The organism is Pseudomonas sp. CBC3 (assembly GCF_037967085.1).
In the GTDB taxonomy this organism is placed as follows: domain Bacteria; phylum Pseudomonadota; class Gammaproteobacteria; order Pseudomonadales; family Pseudomonadaceae; genus Stutzerimonas.
This window is the reverse complement of sequence record NZ_JBANEO010000001.1, coordinates 279,057-293,930: the sequence shown is the minus strand read 5'-3', so window position 1 is coordinate 293,930 and position 14,874 is coordinate 279,057. Positions and strand designations below refer to the sequence as shown.

Sequence of the window (14,874 nt, the reverse complement as noted above, 5' to 3'; positions counted from 1 at the left end):
AGCCTGGCGGTTGCCCCTTTCCCTTCCTGATTCAGTAAATCGCCTGATATAGCTTGCGCCGGTAAGTCGTGACCAGCGGGTGGTCGTTGCCCAGCAAGTCGAATACCTGCAGCAGCGTCTTGTGCGGCTGACCGTTGGCGTAATTGCGGTTGCGCACGAATAGCTTGAGCAGGCCGTCCAGTGCGGCTTCGTATTGCTGGCGTGCCAGTTGCTGGATCGCCAGCTGATAGGCCGCCTCGTCATCCTCGGCGTTGTGTGCAAGACGGCTTTTGAGGTCGGCCACTTCCGGCAGGTCGTTGGCTTGCCGGAGAAAGGTCAATTGAGCGCGTGCGGCGGCGAGTGCCTGCTTGTGCTCGTCGCCCTTGACCGCACCGAGCACCGTTTCGGCCTCGCCCAGCTCGCCGCGTTCGGCCAGGCAGCGAGCATAGAGGATCAGCGCCGCAGCGTTTTCGTTGTCTTCGCTCAGCAGTTGTTTGAGCAGGCTTTCCGCCTCGCCGATGCGCCCTTCGGCGAACAGCGCCTGCGCGGTCGAGAGCAGATCGGCATCGGGCGCAGCGGGTGCCGGCACGTGGGGTTCGAGCATGGCGCGAATCGCCGATTCGGGCTGGGCACCGGCAAAGCCGTCGACCGGTTGACCGTCCTTGAACAGCACCACGGTAGGCAGGCTGCGCACACCGAAGCGCGCCACCACGTCCTGCTCGATATCGCAATTGACCTTGGCCAGCAGCAACTCACCTTGGTATTCCTCGGTGATCTTCGCCAGCAGCGGCATCAGTGCCTTGCACGGAGCGCACCACTCGGCCCAGAAGTCCACCAGTACCGGTTTGTGAAAGGAGTTTTCCAGCACCAGTTGTTCGAAGTTGCTAGCGGTGACGTCGAAGATGAAAGGAGTCTGGCTCATCGGAACTCTCGAAATGGGCGCGTGCGAAATGAGGCGAGCATGTTAAGTGGGGGCGATCCGAAGCGGAAGCAAGTGGCGGTCAGTCAGCCGTTGGCTGCGGTCAGGGGCCAACTCGCCAGTTCACGGTAGTGCACGCCGCTCGGCGTATGGGTGGAAAGAAACAGGCCGAAACGATCCACTGGCCATTCGAACGCGGGCGGCGTTGTGGTTGGTTGCGTCCGCGCATCGCGTATGAGCGTCACATGCGGCAGAAACGGACGCGCATCGAGGGCGAAACCGTGTGTGGACAGGCCCGCATGCAGCTGTTCGACCAGTTGACTCAGCGGCGTCGGCATCTGGTTCGGGATCAAGCAGGCGAAGCCATGACCGATGACCCGTAGTTGATCCAGCCGCAGCCTGAAGGCGTCGGCGCGCAAATGCCCGCCGAGCTGCCTCAGCGTCTCCAATGCGCTCTCCGGCTGACTGCCGAGAAATGCCAGGGTGAGGTGCAGATTGGCCTGCGCCACGGGTCGGCCATCGAGCCCTTGGGCGTCGCGCCAGCTACAAATCGCATCCGCCAACGTCGGCGGGCAGGGTAGGGCAAAGAACAGACGCAGGTCTTTTTCGGTCGTCATCGCTTGCTCAGCCTCCGGTTTCGCCCTCGCTACGGTTGAAGCGCTTCAGCGGTCGATCCGGAAGCCAAACGCCTGACTTCCAGCTGCTCAATGCGCTTATCGTCTCCACGCCTTACCGAATGATAGAGGCTGACTCGACGGAATTCTGCTGGCTCGGCCAGATCCGGCCAGGTGCAGGCGTCGAGGATGTCCAGGCGCTCGTATAGCGCGTGTTGGAAGTCACGCACCCGTGAGTCCGCAACCAGCGCTTCGCGGCCTCGGCTCAAGAACTGATCGAGCAACGGAAGATTGGCGCGATCGTAGAGCACGTCGGCGACGATGATCAGGTCGTAGCGGTCGGCCTCGGCGAAGAAATCCTCGGAATAACTCAGCTGGACACCATTGAGCTCGGCATTGGCCCGGCAAGCCGCCAGTGCCAGCGGGTCGAGGTCGCACGCGACGACTTCCGCCGCGCCCGCCTTGGCAGCAGCGATCGCCGCGACGCCCGAACCCGTGCCGAAGTCCAGCACGCGCTTGCCGCGTACCCACTCGGGGCGCTCCGCCAACCAGCGTGCCAGTACCAGGCCGCTGGCCCAGCAGAAACACCAGTAGGGCGGCTCGTCGAGAATCCGCCGGGTTTCCTCGGGGCTGAACGCGCGATCCATGTTGTCTGCATCGATCAGCCAAAGACGGATGTCGGTATCGGGTAGGGTTGCGACGCCCAAGCGCGCATCGCCGAGCAGGTCGGCCAATGCCGTCTGTAGTGCGGCGGGCGGGATCAAGGCGCAGGAACCAGGCGCAGCGGCCCCAGCGATTGGCTGGCCGGACTGCTGATCTGTACGGCTGGCAGACGCATGATCAACTGCCCCGAGCGGGTGACGCGGCCGCGCAGTTCGACCTGCTGGCTCTTGGGGAAATTTTCGGCGTTGAACTTGAGAATGAACGGCAACTCACCGCCGCGCCCTTTCAAGCTGACATTGCTCAACAAACGATCGGGCTGGTCCCGGCGGTTGACTTCCAGTAGGGCCAGGTCGACCTCGCTGTCGGCCGGGACGCCGAGCAGGCTACCGTGCAGCTCGTGCAGCGGGGTGGTCGCCTGAGGCGGTTCCTCGAAGAGGACGGGTGTGGCAGGGCGCTGGGTCTCTTGGCTCGAACAGCCAGCCAGGGCCAGGAGCAAGACGGGCAACATGAAGGGGCGTAACTGCACGGACGGCTCCAGAACGTGACGTTGATGCGCGCCTGTATAGCAACAATCCGCTCGATTTGTCTTGCCGACGCGATGCGCTACCATGGCTCTCCGACGTCTGACAGCTCTAAACCATGCATTGTCCCTTCTGCGTTGCACATGACACCAAAGTCATCGACTCGCGCCTGGTTGCCGAGGGCGATCAGGTCCGTCGCCGCCGCGAATGCCTCGCCTGCGGCGAGCGTTTCACCACCTTCGAAACCGCCGAGCTGGTCATGCCGCGGTTGATCAAGCAGGACGGCAGTCGCCAGCCGTTCGACGAAGAGAAGTTGCGTGCTGGCATGCAGCGCGCATTGGAGAAACGTCCGGTCAGCGTCGAGCGGCTGGAAGAAGCCATCGCCCATATCAAACACAGGCTGAGGGCCACCGGCGAGCGCGAAATCAAATCGCGGGTGCTCGGCGAGCTGGTAATGGCCGAGCTGCAAAAGCTCGATGAGGTGGCCTATATCCGCTTCGCTTCCGTCTATCGCCGCTTTCAGGACCTCAACGAGTTCCGCGAGGAAATCGAGCGTCTGTCGCGCGAACCTGCGAAAACCGAATGAACACCAACGATCACGCCTGGATGGCCCGCGCGCTTCAGCTGGCGCGCAAAGGGCTGTATTCGACACATCCCAATCCGCGAGTCGGTTGCGTCATCGTCAAGGATGGCGAGCTGATCGGCGAAGGTTGGCACGTACGCGCTGGCGAGCCGCATGCCGAGGTCCATGCGTTGCGCCAGGCAGGTGAACGTGCGCGCGGTGCGACCGCCTACGTCACGCTAGAACCTTGCAGCCATCACGGACGGACGCCGCCCTGTGCCGAAGCGCTGGTCGAGGCGGGTATTGGGCGCGTGGTCGCGGCTATGCAGGACCCCAATCCGCAGGTTGCCGGTCGTGGTCTGGCACGCTTGCGCAGCGTTGGCATCGAGGTCACCAGCGGCGTATTGGAAAGCGAAGCGCGGGCGCTGAACGCCGGCTTCGTCAAACGCATGGAAACCGGCTTGCCACTGCTGCGCGCGAAACTTGCGATGAGCCTCGACGGCCGCACTGCCATGGCCAGCGGCGAAAGCCAATGGATCACCGGCCCGGCGGCACGCGCGGAAGTGCAGCGGCTGCGCGCGCAATCCAGCGTGGTGCTGACCGGTGCCGACACGGTGCTGATGGACAACGCGCGGCTGACGGTACGCGCTGCCGAGCTGGGGCTGGACGACGAACTGACCGCGCTGGCCATGCAGCGTCCACCGCTGCGCGTGTTGGTCGATGGACGTTTGCGCGTACCGCTGGATGCGCCGTTTTTTCAGGCTGGCTCGGCTTTGGTGGCCAGCACTGGCGATGAGCAGGCGGCAAGCTATCAGGCGGCAGGTCATGAGTTATTGGCGCTAGCCAGCGATGTGGGTCGTGTCGATCTGCGTGGTCTGCTGGTCGAACTCGCCAATCGTGGCGCCAACGAAGTGCTGCTCGAAGCCGGCCCACGTCTCGCCGGTGCTTTTGCCGCGCTGGGGCTGGTCGATGAATACCAGATATTCGTCGCCGCGAAATTTCTCGGCTCCTCGGCTCGTCCGTTGCTCGACCTGCCGCTGGCACGTATGAGCGAAGCGCCCGAATTGAAGATTGAGGATATCCGGGCGGTTGGCGACGACTGGCGCATCGTTGCCCGCCCGGTCGGCTGATCCGAACTCGACGAGACGAATCAGCTCGCTCAATTCACCGGCTTGAGTCCATTGTGGTCAAGTTTCGCCCGGCGCTTGTTGGCACCCAGCAGGAGCCGCGCCAGCAGGCTGTCATGGTGAGGGTTGCCGAAGTGGAACAGCGCGGTGGCGCGCAGCATGGCCGGGTCGCACTGGTCATTGGCATGCAGGCTGCGGTAGCCCGAAAACAGATAGAGGTTGCCGGGCACCAGCTTCAAACGGATCGGCCGTAGCCAGCCGCGTTTCACCGCAAAGGCGACCAGTTTCTGGCTGAGAGTGTTATGCAGCACCGCCTTCTCGATCACGTTGCGCAAGGCATTGAAGCGAACGCGCCGCAGGTTCGGAAAGATGATCAGGTCACCGCAGTGTTCACCCTCGGTCGGGATGAACAGCGGAAGCAGCGCGGTGACCGCCGTGGCATCGAAGTGATAGAAATGCGACTGCTTGAGTCCGCCGCGGCCCTGCAGACAGCGGATCACCGGGAAGATCTGCTCCGTTGCCGCAGGCTCCCGTCCCGTCTGGAGGTGATACAGCTCCGCCAGCGTTTCCTTCAAGGGGGCGGAAAGCGCCAATGCTGCCACGATGCTGCCGCCCAGCGCCTCGATGCCGTGAATCGCGAAGTACTCGCCCTCGTGATTGGCTGCTTGCTGCTCGATAAACGCGCGGCCTTGCTCGAGTACTTCGGCTGAAATGTATTGCTCGATGACCGCAAACCCATTGCGGTCGATCTCGGCAGCCTGAACGGCAGCCGACGTGTCCATAGCCGTAACCTCTGACATACCCATCCCTCGCGGCACATGTGAAGGTTCGGAGCGTTCTTCCTGATCGTGTCCTGGTCTGCGCGGGGGATCGCCAAAAGTGCGAGCGGATCCTGGCTCGGCGTGTCGGTACGACGTAATGCGGATTGACGTTCCATCCTGATCGTCTTGCTTTGCGTCGGCACGAGTTCGCGGCAATCGCGTTGTCAGGCCGATTCTGATGCGTATGGACAAACAAGCGCAGCGCTAGTTGCTTGAGACGAGGAATTTTTTTGAGCGGCTGCCTCGGCAGTCAAACGGTCGTTTGCCGGCTGCAGAATCGGCTCGTTTGTGGTAAAAACTGCGCCGGGTCCTAACCGACCCACGTTCTCAGGGCGGGGTGAGATTCCCCACCGGCGGTAATGGCGCAGCTATAAAAACGTTGAAAGCGTAGCGAGCGCAGGGCAGGCAAAGCGTGATTCGACGAGAAAGCGGAATTTACTGCGGTGAATGAGCATTTCGAGGAGGATTACAACGCAGCATGACCTGAGCGCAGTAGCTTTCAATTCGTGCCTAGCCCGCGAGCGCTTGTCTTAGACAAGGTCAGCAGACCCGGTGTGATTCCGGGGCCGACGGTATAGTCCGGATGAGAGAGAGCGGGATGCCTCGACGGGCGCCGTTCGTGCGCGCGTCTACTCCCTATCGATCTGCAGCGCCCTGTTTTATCCAAAACAGGAGTTGGTCATATGCATCGTTTCAACAGCCTTCCACGGGAGGCCGCATGTTCACAGGAATAATCGAGTCCATCGGGACCATTCGTGCGATGACGCCAAAGGGCGGCGACGTCCGTGTGCTGGTCGAAACCGGCAAGCTGGATCTGGCCGACGTCAAGCTCGGCGACAGCATCGCGGTCAACGGCGTCTGCCTGACCGCCGTGGAGTTGCCGGGCAGTGGCTTCTGGGCTGACGTGAGCCGCGAAACCCTGGCCCGTACTGCTTTCGTCGACCTCAAGGCCGGCAGCCGGGTGAATCTCGAGAAGGCCCTGACGCCGTCCCGCCGTCTCGGTGGGCATCTGGTCAGTGGTCACGTCGATGGCGTGGGTGAGGTGGTGGCGCGCGAGGAAAACGCCCGCGCCGTGCAGTTCCGCATCCGCGCGCCGCGCGAGCTTGCCAAGTACATCGCGCTCAAGGGCTCGATCACGGTCGATGGCACCAGCCTGACGGTAAATACCGTGAACGGCGCGGAGTTCGAGCTCACCATCGTCCCGCACACCTTGGCCGAAACCATCATGGTCGACTACCGCCCCGGGCGGCAGGTGAATCTGGAAGTGGATCTGTTAGCGCGTTATTTAGAGCGCCTGCTGATGGGTGACAAGGCAGCCGAGCCGAATGCCTCGGGCCTGACAGAAAGCTTTCTGGCCGAAAACGGCTACCTGAACCGCGCTCGTTAAATTAGAAGGATCGGCCACCATGGCTCTGAACACTGCTGAAGAACTGATCGAAGACATCCGCGCCGGCAAGATGGTCATCCTCATGGATGACGAGGATCGCGAGAATGAGGGTGACATCATCATCGCCTCGGAATGTGTGACCGCCGAGCACATCAATTTCATGGCCCGGTTCGCACGCGGCCTGATCTGCATGCCCATGACCCGCGAGCGCTGTGAAACCCTGCAGCTGCCGCTGATGGCGCCGCGTAACGGCTCCGGCTTTGGCACCAAGTTCACCGTTTCCATCGAGGCGGCGGTTGGCGTGACCACCGGCATCTCTGCTGCCGACCGCGCCCGCACCGTCCAGGCGGCAGTAGCGAAAGAGGCCAAGGCCGAGGACATCGTCAGCCCTGGTCACATCTTTCCGCTGATGGCTCAGCCAGGCGGCGTGCTGGCACGTGCCGGTCACACCGAAGCGGCGTGCGATCTGGCGCGGATGGCCGGTTTCGAGCCGTCCGGGGTGATCTGCGAAATCATGAACGATGACGGCACCATGGCCCGCCGGCCCGAGCTGGAAGTCTTCGCCGAACAGCATGGCCTGAAGATCGGCACCATCGCCGACCTGATTCACTACCGGATGATCCACGAACGCACTGTCGAGCGCGTTTCTGAGCAGCCGCTGGAGACCGAGCTGGGGCAGTTTAAACTGGTCACCTACCGTGATGGCGTCGAAGACACCGTCCATATGGCGTTAACCCGCGGCGAAATATCCCCGGAACAGCCGACTCTGGTGCGCGTGCACAACATGGAGCCGCTGCGCGATCTGCTTCTGGTCACCGTGCCGGGACGCTGGAGCTTGCGCGCGGCGATGAGCGAAGTAGCCAAGGCGGGTAGCGGCGTGGTGCTGCTGCTGGGTAATCCGCTGACTGGTCCGCAATTGCTGGCGCAGCTCAACCGCCAGCAGCCGCCGACGCCGGCGACCTACAGCACCGTTGGTGCCGGCTCGCAGATTCTGCGCGACCTCGGTGTGCGCAAGATGCGCCTGATGAGTTCGCCGATGAAGTTCAATGCGATATCCGGCTTCGATCTGGAAGTTGTAGAATACCTGCCGGCCGAATAATCAGAGGCGCCGCGCAAGTCGCGGCGCCTTCGTTCTTTAAAGAGATGAGAAAACACCCATGTCCCTGAAGACCATCGAAGGTACCTTCATCGCCCCGCAGGGCAAATTCGCCCTCGTAGTGGGCCGTTTCAACAGCTTCGTCGTCGAAAGCCTGGTGAGCGGCGCCGTCGATACGCTGGCACGCCACGGTATCCCGGAAGACGCCATCACTATCATTCGCGCGCCGGGCGCCTTCGAAATCCCGCTGGTGGCGCAAAAAGTCGCTCAGCAGGGTGAATACGACGCCATCATCGCCCTCGGTGCGGTCATTCGTGGCGGTACTCCGCATTTCGAGTACGTCGCCGGTGAATGCACCAAGGGCCTGGCCCAGGTGTCCATGGAGTTCGGCGTACCGGTCGCTTTTGGCGTGCTGACCGTTGATTCCATTGAGCAGGCCATCGAGCGTTCCGGCACTAAGGCCGGTAACAAGGGCGCCGAAGCCGCACTCTCCGCTCTGGAAATGGTGAGCCTGCTGGCGCAGCTGGAGGCCAAGTGAGCCTGAATCACGACGACAGCCAGGAGCCCCAGCCGAAGGCCAAGGGCAAGATCGCGACGCGCCGTGTGGCGCGTAGCCTGGCAATGCAGGCGCTGTATCAGTGGCACATGGCGGGCCAGAGCCTGAACGAAATCGAGGCGCAGTTTCGCGTCGACAACGATTTCTCGGGCGTCGACGGCACCTACTTTCATGAGCTGCTGACCGGCGTGGCGCGCGCCAAGACGGAAGTCGACGGCGCTATCGTGCCGCATCTCGATCGCCCGCTGGATGAGCTCGACCCGGTGGAACTGGCCGTCCTGCGCCTGTCCACCTACGAGCTGATGCACCGCATCGACGTGCCGTACCGCGTGGTGATCAACGAAGGCATCGAGCTGGCCAAGGTATTCGGCGCTACCGATGGACACAAGTTCGTCAACGGTGTGCTGGACAAACTGGCGCCCAGCCTGCGCAGCGCTGAAGTCAACGCTCGCAAGCGCTGAGCCAGCACCGACCGATGGGTGAGTTCGAACTGATCCGCCGCTACTTCGCCGCCGCCGCTTGTGCCAGGGCTGGCGGCGATGTTGCGTTGGGCATCGGTGATGATTGCGCTCTGCTGGCATTGCCGGCAGGCGAGCAACTGGCGGTTTCCACCGATACGCTGGTTGCTGGCGTACATTTTCCCGATTCCTGCGATCCCTACCTGCTCGGCCAGCGCGCGCTTGCGGTATCGACCAGCGATCTGGCTGGCATGGGTGCCACGCCGATCGGTTTTACCCTTGCGCTGACGTTGCCAACGGCCGATTCCAGCTGGCTGTGCGAATTCGCTCGCGGGCTCGACGCGATGGCGGCAGGCTGCTCGATGCGTCTGATCGGCGGCGATACCACGCGCGGTCCGCTGAGCATGACGCTGACGGTGTTCGGACGTGTGCCGGCAGGCCAGGCATTGCTGCGCAGCGGGGCGCAACCGGGTGATCTGCTCTGCGTTGGCGGTGCGCTGGGCGATGCCGCGGGTGCATTGCCGATCGTGTTGGGTGAGCGTGAGAGCGATACGGTCGAGGCGGCGGCGCTTTTGCGACGCTACTGGACACCTCAACCGCAGCTCGCGTTGGGACGCGCTTTGCGCGGCAAGGCCACGGCCGCGCTGGATATCTCCGATGGTCTGCTGGCCGATTGTGCGCATATTGCCGCCGCGTCCAGAGTCTCGCTGTGCATAGAGCAGTCCAGCGTGCCGCTTTCGAAGGTATTGCTGGGCTTCGCTGGTGCGGAACAGGCCCTGCAGTGCGGCTTGACCGGCGGTGATGATTATCTGCTGGCGTTCACCCTGCCAGCCGAGGCGTTACCGGCGCTGCTGGATGAGGGTTGGCCAATCCATGTGATCGGCCACGTAACGTCGGGCGAGGGTGTGCAGCTACTCGACGCCGGCGGCAATGCCATCGGCGTCGGCCCTCGTGGCTACAATCATTTCGAGAGCTGACCGGCCTATCCAGGCCTGAACGAGAGGACAACCCGTTGACCGATTCCCTGCAGCCTGCCGCCGAGCCAATGCCCGTGTCGGTATGGAGCAATCCCTGGCATAACCTGGCTTTCGGTTTTGGATCGGGTACCTTGCCAAAAGCGCCCGGTACCTGGGGGTCGCTGGTGGCGCTGGCGTTCGTGCCGCTATGGCAGGCCATGCCCGGCTGGGGCTACGGCCTGGTGATCGTCGCCAGCATGCTGTTCGGCATCTGGCTGTGCGGCAAGGTCGCGCAGGATCTGGGCGTGCATGACCATGAAGGCATCGTCTGGGACGAGTTTGCTGGGATTTGGATCACCTTCTGGCTGGTGCCGGCAGGCTGGCACTGGTTGTTGCTCGGCTTCGTCGTGTTTCGCGTGCTGGACATCGTCAAGCCCTGGCCGCTGAGCTGGATCGATCGAAATGTGACCGGTGGCCTCGGGATCATGCTCGACGACATTCTCGCCGGCTTCGCCGCCTGTGCGGTGGTGCATCTGGTCGTCATGCTGCTTGGCTGAGCCGGGCTGTGCGTCTGGTCGCTGTAACCAGCGCATGGCCATGGAAGAATGCCGTTCCGCCCGTGCCTCAAGGAAGATCCCCCGATGCGTTCCGTCGCCCTGCTGCTCGCTGCCACGCTGTCGCTGATTGCTTTCACCGGTACCGCCGCGCCGCGCGTACAGGTGGTGGGCCTGTTTCCCGGCGCTGCAGTTCTTAACGTCGATGGCCAGCGCAAGTTGGTCCGTGTCGGGCAGATGGGGCCGGGCGGTGTCGAAGTGATCAGTGCCGACGCCAAAGGTGCCGTGCTGCGCATCGAAGGTGTCGAGCGGAGCTACAGTCTTAGCCGTGAGCTGAGCTCGGGCTTTGCCGAGCCCGAGCGCAAGCAACTGAGCATCGCCAAGGGGCAGGGTGGCCATTACTGGATCGCTGGTTCGATCAACGGCCAACCGGTGCAGTTTCTCGTCGACACCGGCGCTACCTCGGTGGCGTTCAATGAAAATCAGGCGCGCCGTCTGGGCATCGACTATCGCGTCGACGGCAAGCAGATCGTGGTCGGCACTGCCAGCGGTACGGCAAAGGCCTGGCAGGTACATCTGAACAGCGTCAAGGTCGGCGCCATCGATGTGATGGGCGTGGAGGCGGTGGTGGTGGAAGGCTCATCGCCCACCGAGGCGCTGCTGGGCATGAGTTTTCTCGGCCGGGTCAGCTGGCGCGAGGACCAGGGCGTGTTGAGGCTTGAGTCGAAGATTTAAGCGAAGCAGCTGGAAGCCTGAAGCTGAAAGCTTAAAGTCAAAACATAAGCGTGTGGCGTCAGCCTGCACACGGGCTTCAAGCTTGCTTCTGCTGTTACAATGCCCGCTTTTCCGCCTTCTGGAGTCTCTCCGGTGTCTGTCGTCTTCGTCGCCGCTTCCCAATTGCCGACGCCGTTCGGTGTGTTCACCATGCATGGTTTTCTCGATCAGGACACGGGCAAAGAGCATGTCGTACTGACGATGGGTGATGTCGCCGATGGCAAGCCCGTGCTGGGCCGCCTGCATTCGGAGTGCCTGACGGGCGATGCGCTGTTCAGCCTGCGTTGCGATTGCGGCTTCCAGCTGGAGGCCGCGTTGAAGGCTATCGCCGATGAGGGGCGTGGCGCGCTGCTGTATCTGCGTCAGGAAGGGCGTGGTATCGGCTTGCTGAACAAGATTCGCGCCTACGAGCTGCAGGATCAAGGCGCCGATACCGTTGAGGCCAACGAGCGCCTGGGCTTTGCGCCGGACATGCGCGACTACGCGATTTGCCTGCCGATGCTGGAGCACCTGGGCATTTCCGAAATCAAGCTGATGACCAATAACCCACGCAAGGTCAAGGCGCTGCAGGGCTTCGGCATCCGTATCGCCGAGCGCAAGCCGCTGCAGATCGCTCACAACCCGCACAACCGCAAGTACCTTGCCACCAAGGCCGGCAAGCTGGGCCATATGCTGGGCGAGATTCACCAGGGCGAAGCCGAGCAGTCGTGAACCGCAGAGCCGCTCGTCGCCAGTTGTCTCGCGACGGTTGGGTGCACCTGCTTCTGATCGTGGTGCCGGTGCTCATCAGCCGACAACTTCCCGAACTGGCAGGCCGCTTCGCTGAACATCTCGCCTTGCCACTGTTCGGCATTGGTCTCGCCACGCTGTTTCTCAATCTGCCCCGATTCACGTCCTACAAGCACATCCTGATCGCCACGGAAAAAGCCTTGGGCACCGATGCAGAGCCCTCCGCCTGGACGGCATTGCGCGCCATTCGGCTACGTGCGTTACGGACCGCGGCTCTGCCGGCCTGGCTGGCGGCGTTCGGCGCACCGCTGGGGCTGGAATCCGTCGCTCAGTTGCTGCTGGTGTGCGGCAGTCTGGTAATGCTGATGCTCTACCGCGTGCCGCGACAGCTGCAATGATGCCGATCCTGCTGCTGTTGGTCGCGTTGTTGAGTTCGCCTGCGTATGGGGCGACGGAGCGAGTGATCAGCCTGGCGCCTTCGCTGAGCGAAATCATGCTGGAACTGGACGCAGCCGATCTGCTGGTCGGCGTGCTCGACGGCGGGGATCGGCCGGCAGCGCTGGCCGAGGTGCCATCGGTGGGGCGGATCGGGCAATTGGAAATGGAAAGTCTGCTTGCCCTGCAACCGACCCTGGTACTGCTTTGGCCGGATAGCATTAGCCGGGCGCAGCATGAGCAGCTCAAACAGTTTGGCGTTCCGGTGCTGGTTGCGGAGCCGACCTCGCTCGAACAGCTGGCCGAGCAATTCGCGTTGATCGGCGAGCGGATCGGACGGGGCGAGCAGGGGCGCCAATTGCAACAACAGTTCACCGATGGGTTGGAGCAGCTGCGCCAACGTTACCACCGCGAGCAACCGCTGGCGGTCTTCTATCAGATCTGGAATCGCCCGCTGTATACCCTCGGTGGACGGCAGATCATCAGTGAAGCCATTGAAGTCTGTGGCGGTCGCAACGTGTTCGCCGATCTACACCTGCCTGCGCCCCAGGTCAGCATCGAGTCGGTGCTTTTGAGGAATCCGGACGTGATCCTGGCCGGCAGTGGTGCGCAGCTCGTCGAGTGGAAAAGTTGGCCGCAGCTCGCCGCGGTGCGTAAAGACCAGTTGTGGGCAGTGCCGGATAAGGGGCTGGAGCGCCCGAGCTTCCAAATGCTCGGGGCGATCGGGAAGCTCTGCGAGGTGATGGCTCGGGCGGCGCCCTGATGGCGCGCGCCCATCATTAACGCTTAGAGCGACGGCGTCCAAGTCACTGCGAACAGCGCGGCGCGGCCGGCTTCGCGATAAGTATGGTTCTGCGTTGGATCGGTCCATGACGGCCCGGCTGGGCGATCATAGGTTGCCAACGCGTAATCGCGGTCGAACAGATTGCTGACCTTGGCCTCCCAGCGCAGCTCGGGATGGCTCTGCCAGCCCGCGCGCAGATCGAGAACGCCATAACCGGACAGCTCCTGAGTGTTGGCCGCGTCATCGTGACGGGTGCTGGACACATGCCAGCTGGCGCCGACCGAAAGCGTGTCGAATGTGCGGTCAAGGTCAAGACTGAGCGTGCGCTTGGCGCGGCGCGGCAGTACGTGGCCGCTGTCGCGGTCACGCGGGTCGATGATGCTCAAGCCAAGATTGGCCTGCCAACCCAGCAGTTCACGGGCAATACTGGCCTCGAAGCCGTTGATCCGTGCGTGGGCGACGTTCTCCATACGATTGCCGCTCCAGGCGATCAGCTCTTCCACGTCGGTACGGTAAACCGAGGCTTCGACCAGGGTGCCGTCGAAATCGGCGCGCCATTGCAGCTCGTAGGTCTTGGAAGTCTCCGGTTCCAGGTCCGGATTGGGGCCCCATGCTGGCGGTGCGTAGAGGTCGGTGAACGTCGGCGCGCGGAAGCCCTCGCCGTAGCTCAGTATCCATCGCTGCGATAGGCCTACCGGCAGGCTGAACGCAGCATTCCAGCTGTTATGGGTGCCGAACTGCTCATTGTCATCGTGGCGCAAGCCGAGTTCGGTGCCGAAGCCTTCGCCCTCAAAGCTGTGTTGCGCGAAGAAGGCCAGATTGTCGCGGCTGTCCTCTTGGTAGGCAGTGGTAGCGTCGAGGCGGTCCTCGTACCAGTCGCTACCAAGGCTCAACTGTTGGCTCTCGCTCAGTTGCAGTCGATTGAGCCAGGCGGCGGAATGACGGGTGGTTTCCAGGAGGCTGTCGTTGTACGCAGAGCCGACCGCGCGATTACGATCGAAGCTGCGCCCTAGTTCTATGCGGCTGTTCCAAATTTCGCCCAGCTGCCCGTCCAGATAACCGCTGTAACTGCTGAGGCGAAACTCGTCCTGCGGGATGCCGGGGGCGAACTCGTAAGCATCGTCGTACTCGTTGTCGCCGCGCTGGTCGTTGAGGCTCAGTCCAGTTTTCCAATCGGCGTTGAGCCGGTGATCCAGCTTCAAATGCAGCGCCTTGGTGCGCTGGCCGTCGTCGTCGCCATCGGCGCCACGATTGTCGCGGCTGATGTCGAAGCCGTCGCGCTCATCGAGGCTGGCACCGAGATGGACGCGTGTTTGCTGAGTGCCGGCTGATAAATTCAGGCTGCGCTGGAAGGTCTGGTCGCTGCCGGCGGCCAGGCGCACTTCGGGATGCACGCCCCGTTTGCCGCTGCGCGTGAAGATTTGAATGACGCCGCCAATGGCGTCGGCGCCATAGAGCGACGAGCGGGGGCCGCGGATGACTTCGATGCGCTCGATGTTGTCGATGGCGAGATAGTCGAGGCGGGCGAAACCGCTGGTTGCCGACGAAATACGCTGGCCGTCGAGCAATACCAGCGTCTGTGCCGTACCGGTGCCGCGTAACGACAGGGAGGGCACGCCGCCAGCGCTGCTGATTTGCACACCGGGAACGCGGCGCAGCAATTCAGGCACGCTGCGGGCTTGCAGGCGCTCGATGTCGGCGCGGGTGAACAGGGTGTTGGCAGCGGTAGCCTGCGCACGGGGTTCGGCCTGGCGCGCCGAGGTGATCAGCATGTTCGGCAGTTCATGCTCGATCTCGGCGGCAAACGCCGATACGCCGGGCAACAGCGCCACGGCCAAAGCAATACGGGACAGTTTCATTCTTGAAATTCCTCAAAAGATCACAGCTTTTGAGGAGGGCAGGAACAAGCGAGGGCATGATGATAGGCGGCCGCGCTTGA

General features: G+C 62.8%; 17 protein-coding genes and 1 pseudogene. 12 read left to right on the top strand and 6 right to left on the bottom strand.

What is annotated here, in order from left to right:
• Positions 1 to 31: 31 nt before the first annotated feature.
• From trxA to V6943_RS01375, 4 genes and pseudogenes are all read right to left on the bottom strand, one after another.
• Entirely contained in the window at positions 32 to 901 is an 870-nt protein-coding gene (gene trxA, locus V6943_RS01390) for a thioredoxin (RefSeq protein WP_340552386.1), read from the bottom strand.
• 83 nt (positions 902 to 984) lie between these two features.
• Positions 985 to 1,515: an RNA 2',3'-cyclic phosphodiesterase gene (thpR, locus tag V6943_RS01385; protein ID WP_131649744.1), complete on the bottom strand. Its 531-nt coding sequence runs from the start codon at positions 1,513 to 1,515 to the stop codon at positions 985 to 987.
• Between the two features lie 110 nt (positions 1,516 to 1,625).
• Positions 1,626 to 2,276 (bottom strand): annotated as a pseudogene (locus V6943_RS01380) (class I SAM-dependent methyltransferase); the annotation flags it as partial.
• Positions 2,273 to 2,701: a YbaY family lipoprotein gene (locus V6943_RS01375; RefSeq protein WP_445324100.1), complete on the bottom strand. Its 429-nt coding sequence runs from the start codon at positions 2,699 to 2,701 to the stop codon at positions 2,273 to 2,275. The gene V6943_RS01375 and the pseudogene V6943_RS01380, both read right to left, overlap by 4 nt.
• 113 nt (positions 2,702 to 2,814) lie before the next feature.
• Between V6943_RS01375 and nrdR the strand changes: the two genes are divergently transcribed.
• Together nrdR and ribD are read left to right on the top strand one after the other, a co-directional pair.
• On the top strand, positions 2,815 to 3,282 hold the full coding sequence (gene nrdR, locus V6943_RS01370; RefSeq protein ID WP_131649746.1) for a transcriptional regulator NrdR: 468 nt from the start codon (positions 2,815 to 2,817) through the stop codon (positions 3,280 to 3,282).
• On the top strand, positions 3,279 to 4,388 hold the full coding sequence (gene ribD, locus V6943_RS01365; protein WP_340552385.1) for a bifunctional diaminohydroxyphosphoribosylaminopyrimidine deaminase/5-amino-6-(5-phosphoribosylamino)uracil reductase RibD: 1,110 nt from the start codon (positions 3,279 to 3,281) through the stop codon (positions 4,386 to 4,388). The genes nrdR and ribD overlap by 4 nt, the downstream gene beginning before the upstream one ends.
• A gap of 29 nt (positions 4,389 to 4,417) precedes the next feature.
• On the opposite strand, the gene V6943_RS01360 is transcribed toward ribD, so the two are convergent.
• Complete coding sequence (locus V6943_RS01360; RefSeq protein ID WP_340552384.1) at positions 4,418 to 5,167, bottom strand: hypothetical protein; 750 nt, start codon at positions 5,165 to 5,167, stop codon at positions 4,418 to 4,420.
• A gap of 757 nt (positions 5,168 to 5,924) precedes the next feature.
• Between V6943_RS01360 and V6943_RS01355 the strand changes: the two genes are divergently transcribed.
• The 10 genes from V6943_RS01355 to V6943_RS01310 all read left to right on the top strand — a co-directional run bounded on the left by V6943_RS01355 (position 5,925) and on the right by V6943_RS01310 (position 12,914).
• Positions 5,925 to 6,593: a riboflavin synthase gene (locus tag V6943_RS01355; RefSeq protein WP_340552383.1), complete on the top strand. Its 669-nt coding sequence runs from the start codon at positions 5,925 to 5,927 to the stop codon at positions 6,591 to 6,593.
• A 19-nt stretch (positions 6,594 to 6,612) separates the two neighbouring features.
• Positions 6,613 to 7,692, top strand: coding sequence for a bifunctional 3,4-dihydroxy-2-butanone-4-phosphate synthase/GTP cyclohydrolase II (gene ribBA, locus V6943_RS01350; protein WP_340552382.1), 1,080 nt, complete (start codon positions 6,613 to 6,615; stop codon positions 7,690 to 7,692).
• 58 nt (positions 7,693 to 7,750) lie between these two features.
• Positions 7,751 to 8,227 (top strand): 6,7-dimethyl-8-ribityllumazine synthase, encoded by a 477-nt coding sequence (ribH, locus tag V6943_RS01345; protein WP_197445903.1) that lies wholly within the window; start codon positions 7,751 to 7,753, stop codon positions 8,225 to 8,227.
• Positions 8,224 to 8,706 carry a transcription antitermination factor NusB gene (nusB, locus tag V6943_RS01340; protein WP_131649752.1) on the top strand — a complete coding sequence of 161 codons (483 nt, stop codon included), beginning with the start codon at positions 8,224 to 8,226 and terminating at the stop codon, positions 8,704 to 8,706. Before ribH ends, nusB begins: the two co-directional genes overlap by 4 nt.
• A gap of 14 nt (positions 8,707 to 8,720) precedes the next feature.
• Positions 8,721 to 9,680 (top strand): thiamine-phosphate kinase, encoded by a 960-nt coding sequence (gene thiL / locus V6943_RS01335; RefSeq protein WP_197445902.1) that lies wholly within the window; start codon positions 8,721 to 8,723, stop codon positions 9,678 to 9,680.
• A gap of 35 nt (positions 9,681 to 9,715) precedes the next feature.
• Entirely contained in the window at positions 9,716 to 10,216 is a 501-nt protein-coding gene (locus tag V6943_RS01330; RefSeq protein WP_374105174.1) for a phosphatidylglycerophosphatase A family protein, read from the top strand.
• A gap of 84 nt (positions 10,217 to 10,300) precedes the next feature.
• Entirely contained in the window at positions 10,301 to 10,948 is a 648-nt protein-coding gene (locus tag V6943_RS01325; protein WP_197445901.1) for a retropepsin-like aspartic protease family protein, read from the top strand.
• 132 nt (positions 10,949 to 11,080) lie between these two features.
• On the top strand, positions 11,081 to 11,698 hold the full coding sequence (gene ribA / locus V6943_RS01320) for a GTP cyclohydrolase II (RefSeq protein ID WP_181099868.1): 618 nt from the start codon (positions 11,081 to 11,083) through the stop codon (positions 11,696 to 11,698).
• The gene (locus tag V6943_RS01315; protein ID WP_197445899.1) at positions 11,695 to 12,114 is read left to right on the top strand and encodes a hypothetical protein; all 420 of its coding nucleotides are present in this window, start codon (positions 11,695 to 11,697) and stop codon (positions 12,112 to 12,114) included. The genes ribA and V6943_RS01315 overlap by 4 nt, the downstream gene beginning before the upstream one ends.
• On the top strand, positions 12,111 to 12,914 hold the full coding sequence (locus V6943_RS01310) for a cobalamin-binding protein (protein WP_340552381.1): 804 nt from the start codon (positions 12,111 to 12,113) through the stop codon (positions 12,912 to 12,914). The genes V6943_RS01315 and V6943_RS01310 overlap by 4 nt, the downstream gene beginning before the upstream one ends.
• A 23-nt stretch (positions 12,915 to 12,937) precedes the next feature.
• On the opposite strand, the gene V6943_RS01305 is transcribed toward V6943_RS01310, so the two are convergent.
• Positions 12,938 to 14,794, bottom strand: coding sequence for a TonB-dependent receptor domain-containing protein (locus V6943_RS01305; protein ID WP_340552380.1), 1,857 nt, complete (start codon positions 14,792 to 14,794; stop codon positions 12,938 to 12,940).
• Positions 14,795 to 14,874 lie beyond the last annotated feature (80 nt).

Coding starts and splice junctions, on each gene's coding strand:
- trxA (WP_340552386.1), bottom strand. CDS start 901: ATGAGCCAGACTCCTTTCATCTTCGACGTCACCGCTAGCAACTTCGAA.
- thiL (WP_197445902.1), top strand. CDS start 8,721: ATGGGTGAGTTCGAACTGATCCGCCGCTACTTCGCCGCCGCCGCTTGT.
- V6943_RS01310 (WP_340552381.1), top strand. CDS start 12,111: ATGATGCCGATCCTGCTGCTGTTGGTCGCGTTGTTGAGTTCGCCTGCG.
- V6943_RS01305 (WP_340552380.1), bottom strand. CDS start 14,794: ATGAAACTGTCCCGTATTGCTTTGGCCGTGGCGCTGTTGCCCGGCGTA.
- V6943_RS01325 (WP_197445901.1), top strand. CDS start 10,301: ATGCGTTCCGTCGCCCTGCTGCTCGCTGCCACGCTGTCGCTGATTGCT.
- ribD (WP_340552385.1), top strand. CDS start 3,279: ATGAACACCAACGATCACGCCTGGATGGCCCGCGCGCTTCAGCTGGCG.
- nrdR (WP_131649746.1), top strand. CDS start 2,815: ATGCATTGTCCCTTCTGCGTTGCACATGACACCAAAGTCATCGACTCG.
- V6943_RS01360 (WP_340552384.1), bottom strand. CDS start 5,167: ATGGACACGTCGGCTGCCGTTCAGGCTGCCGAGATCGACCGCAATGGG.
- thpR (WP_131649744.1), bottom strand. CDS start 1,515: ATGACGACCGAAAAAGACCTGCGTCTGTTCTTTGCCCTACCCTGCCCG.
- V6943_RS01355 (WP_340552383.1), top strand. CDS start 5,925: ATGTTCACAGGAATAATCGAGTCCATCGGGACCATTCGTGCGATGACG.
- ribBA (WP_340552382.1), top strand. CDS start 6,613: ATGGCTCTGAACACTGCTGAAGAACTGATCGAAGACATCCGCGCCGGC.
- ribH (WP_197445903.1), top strand. CDS start 7,751: ATGTCCCTGAAGACCATCGAAGGTACCTTCATCGCCCCGCAGGGCAAA.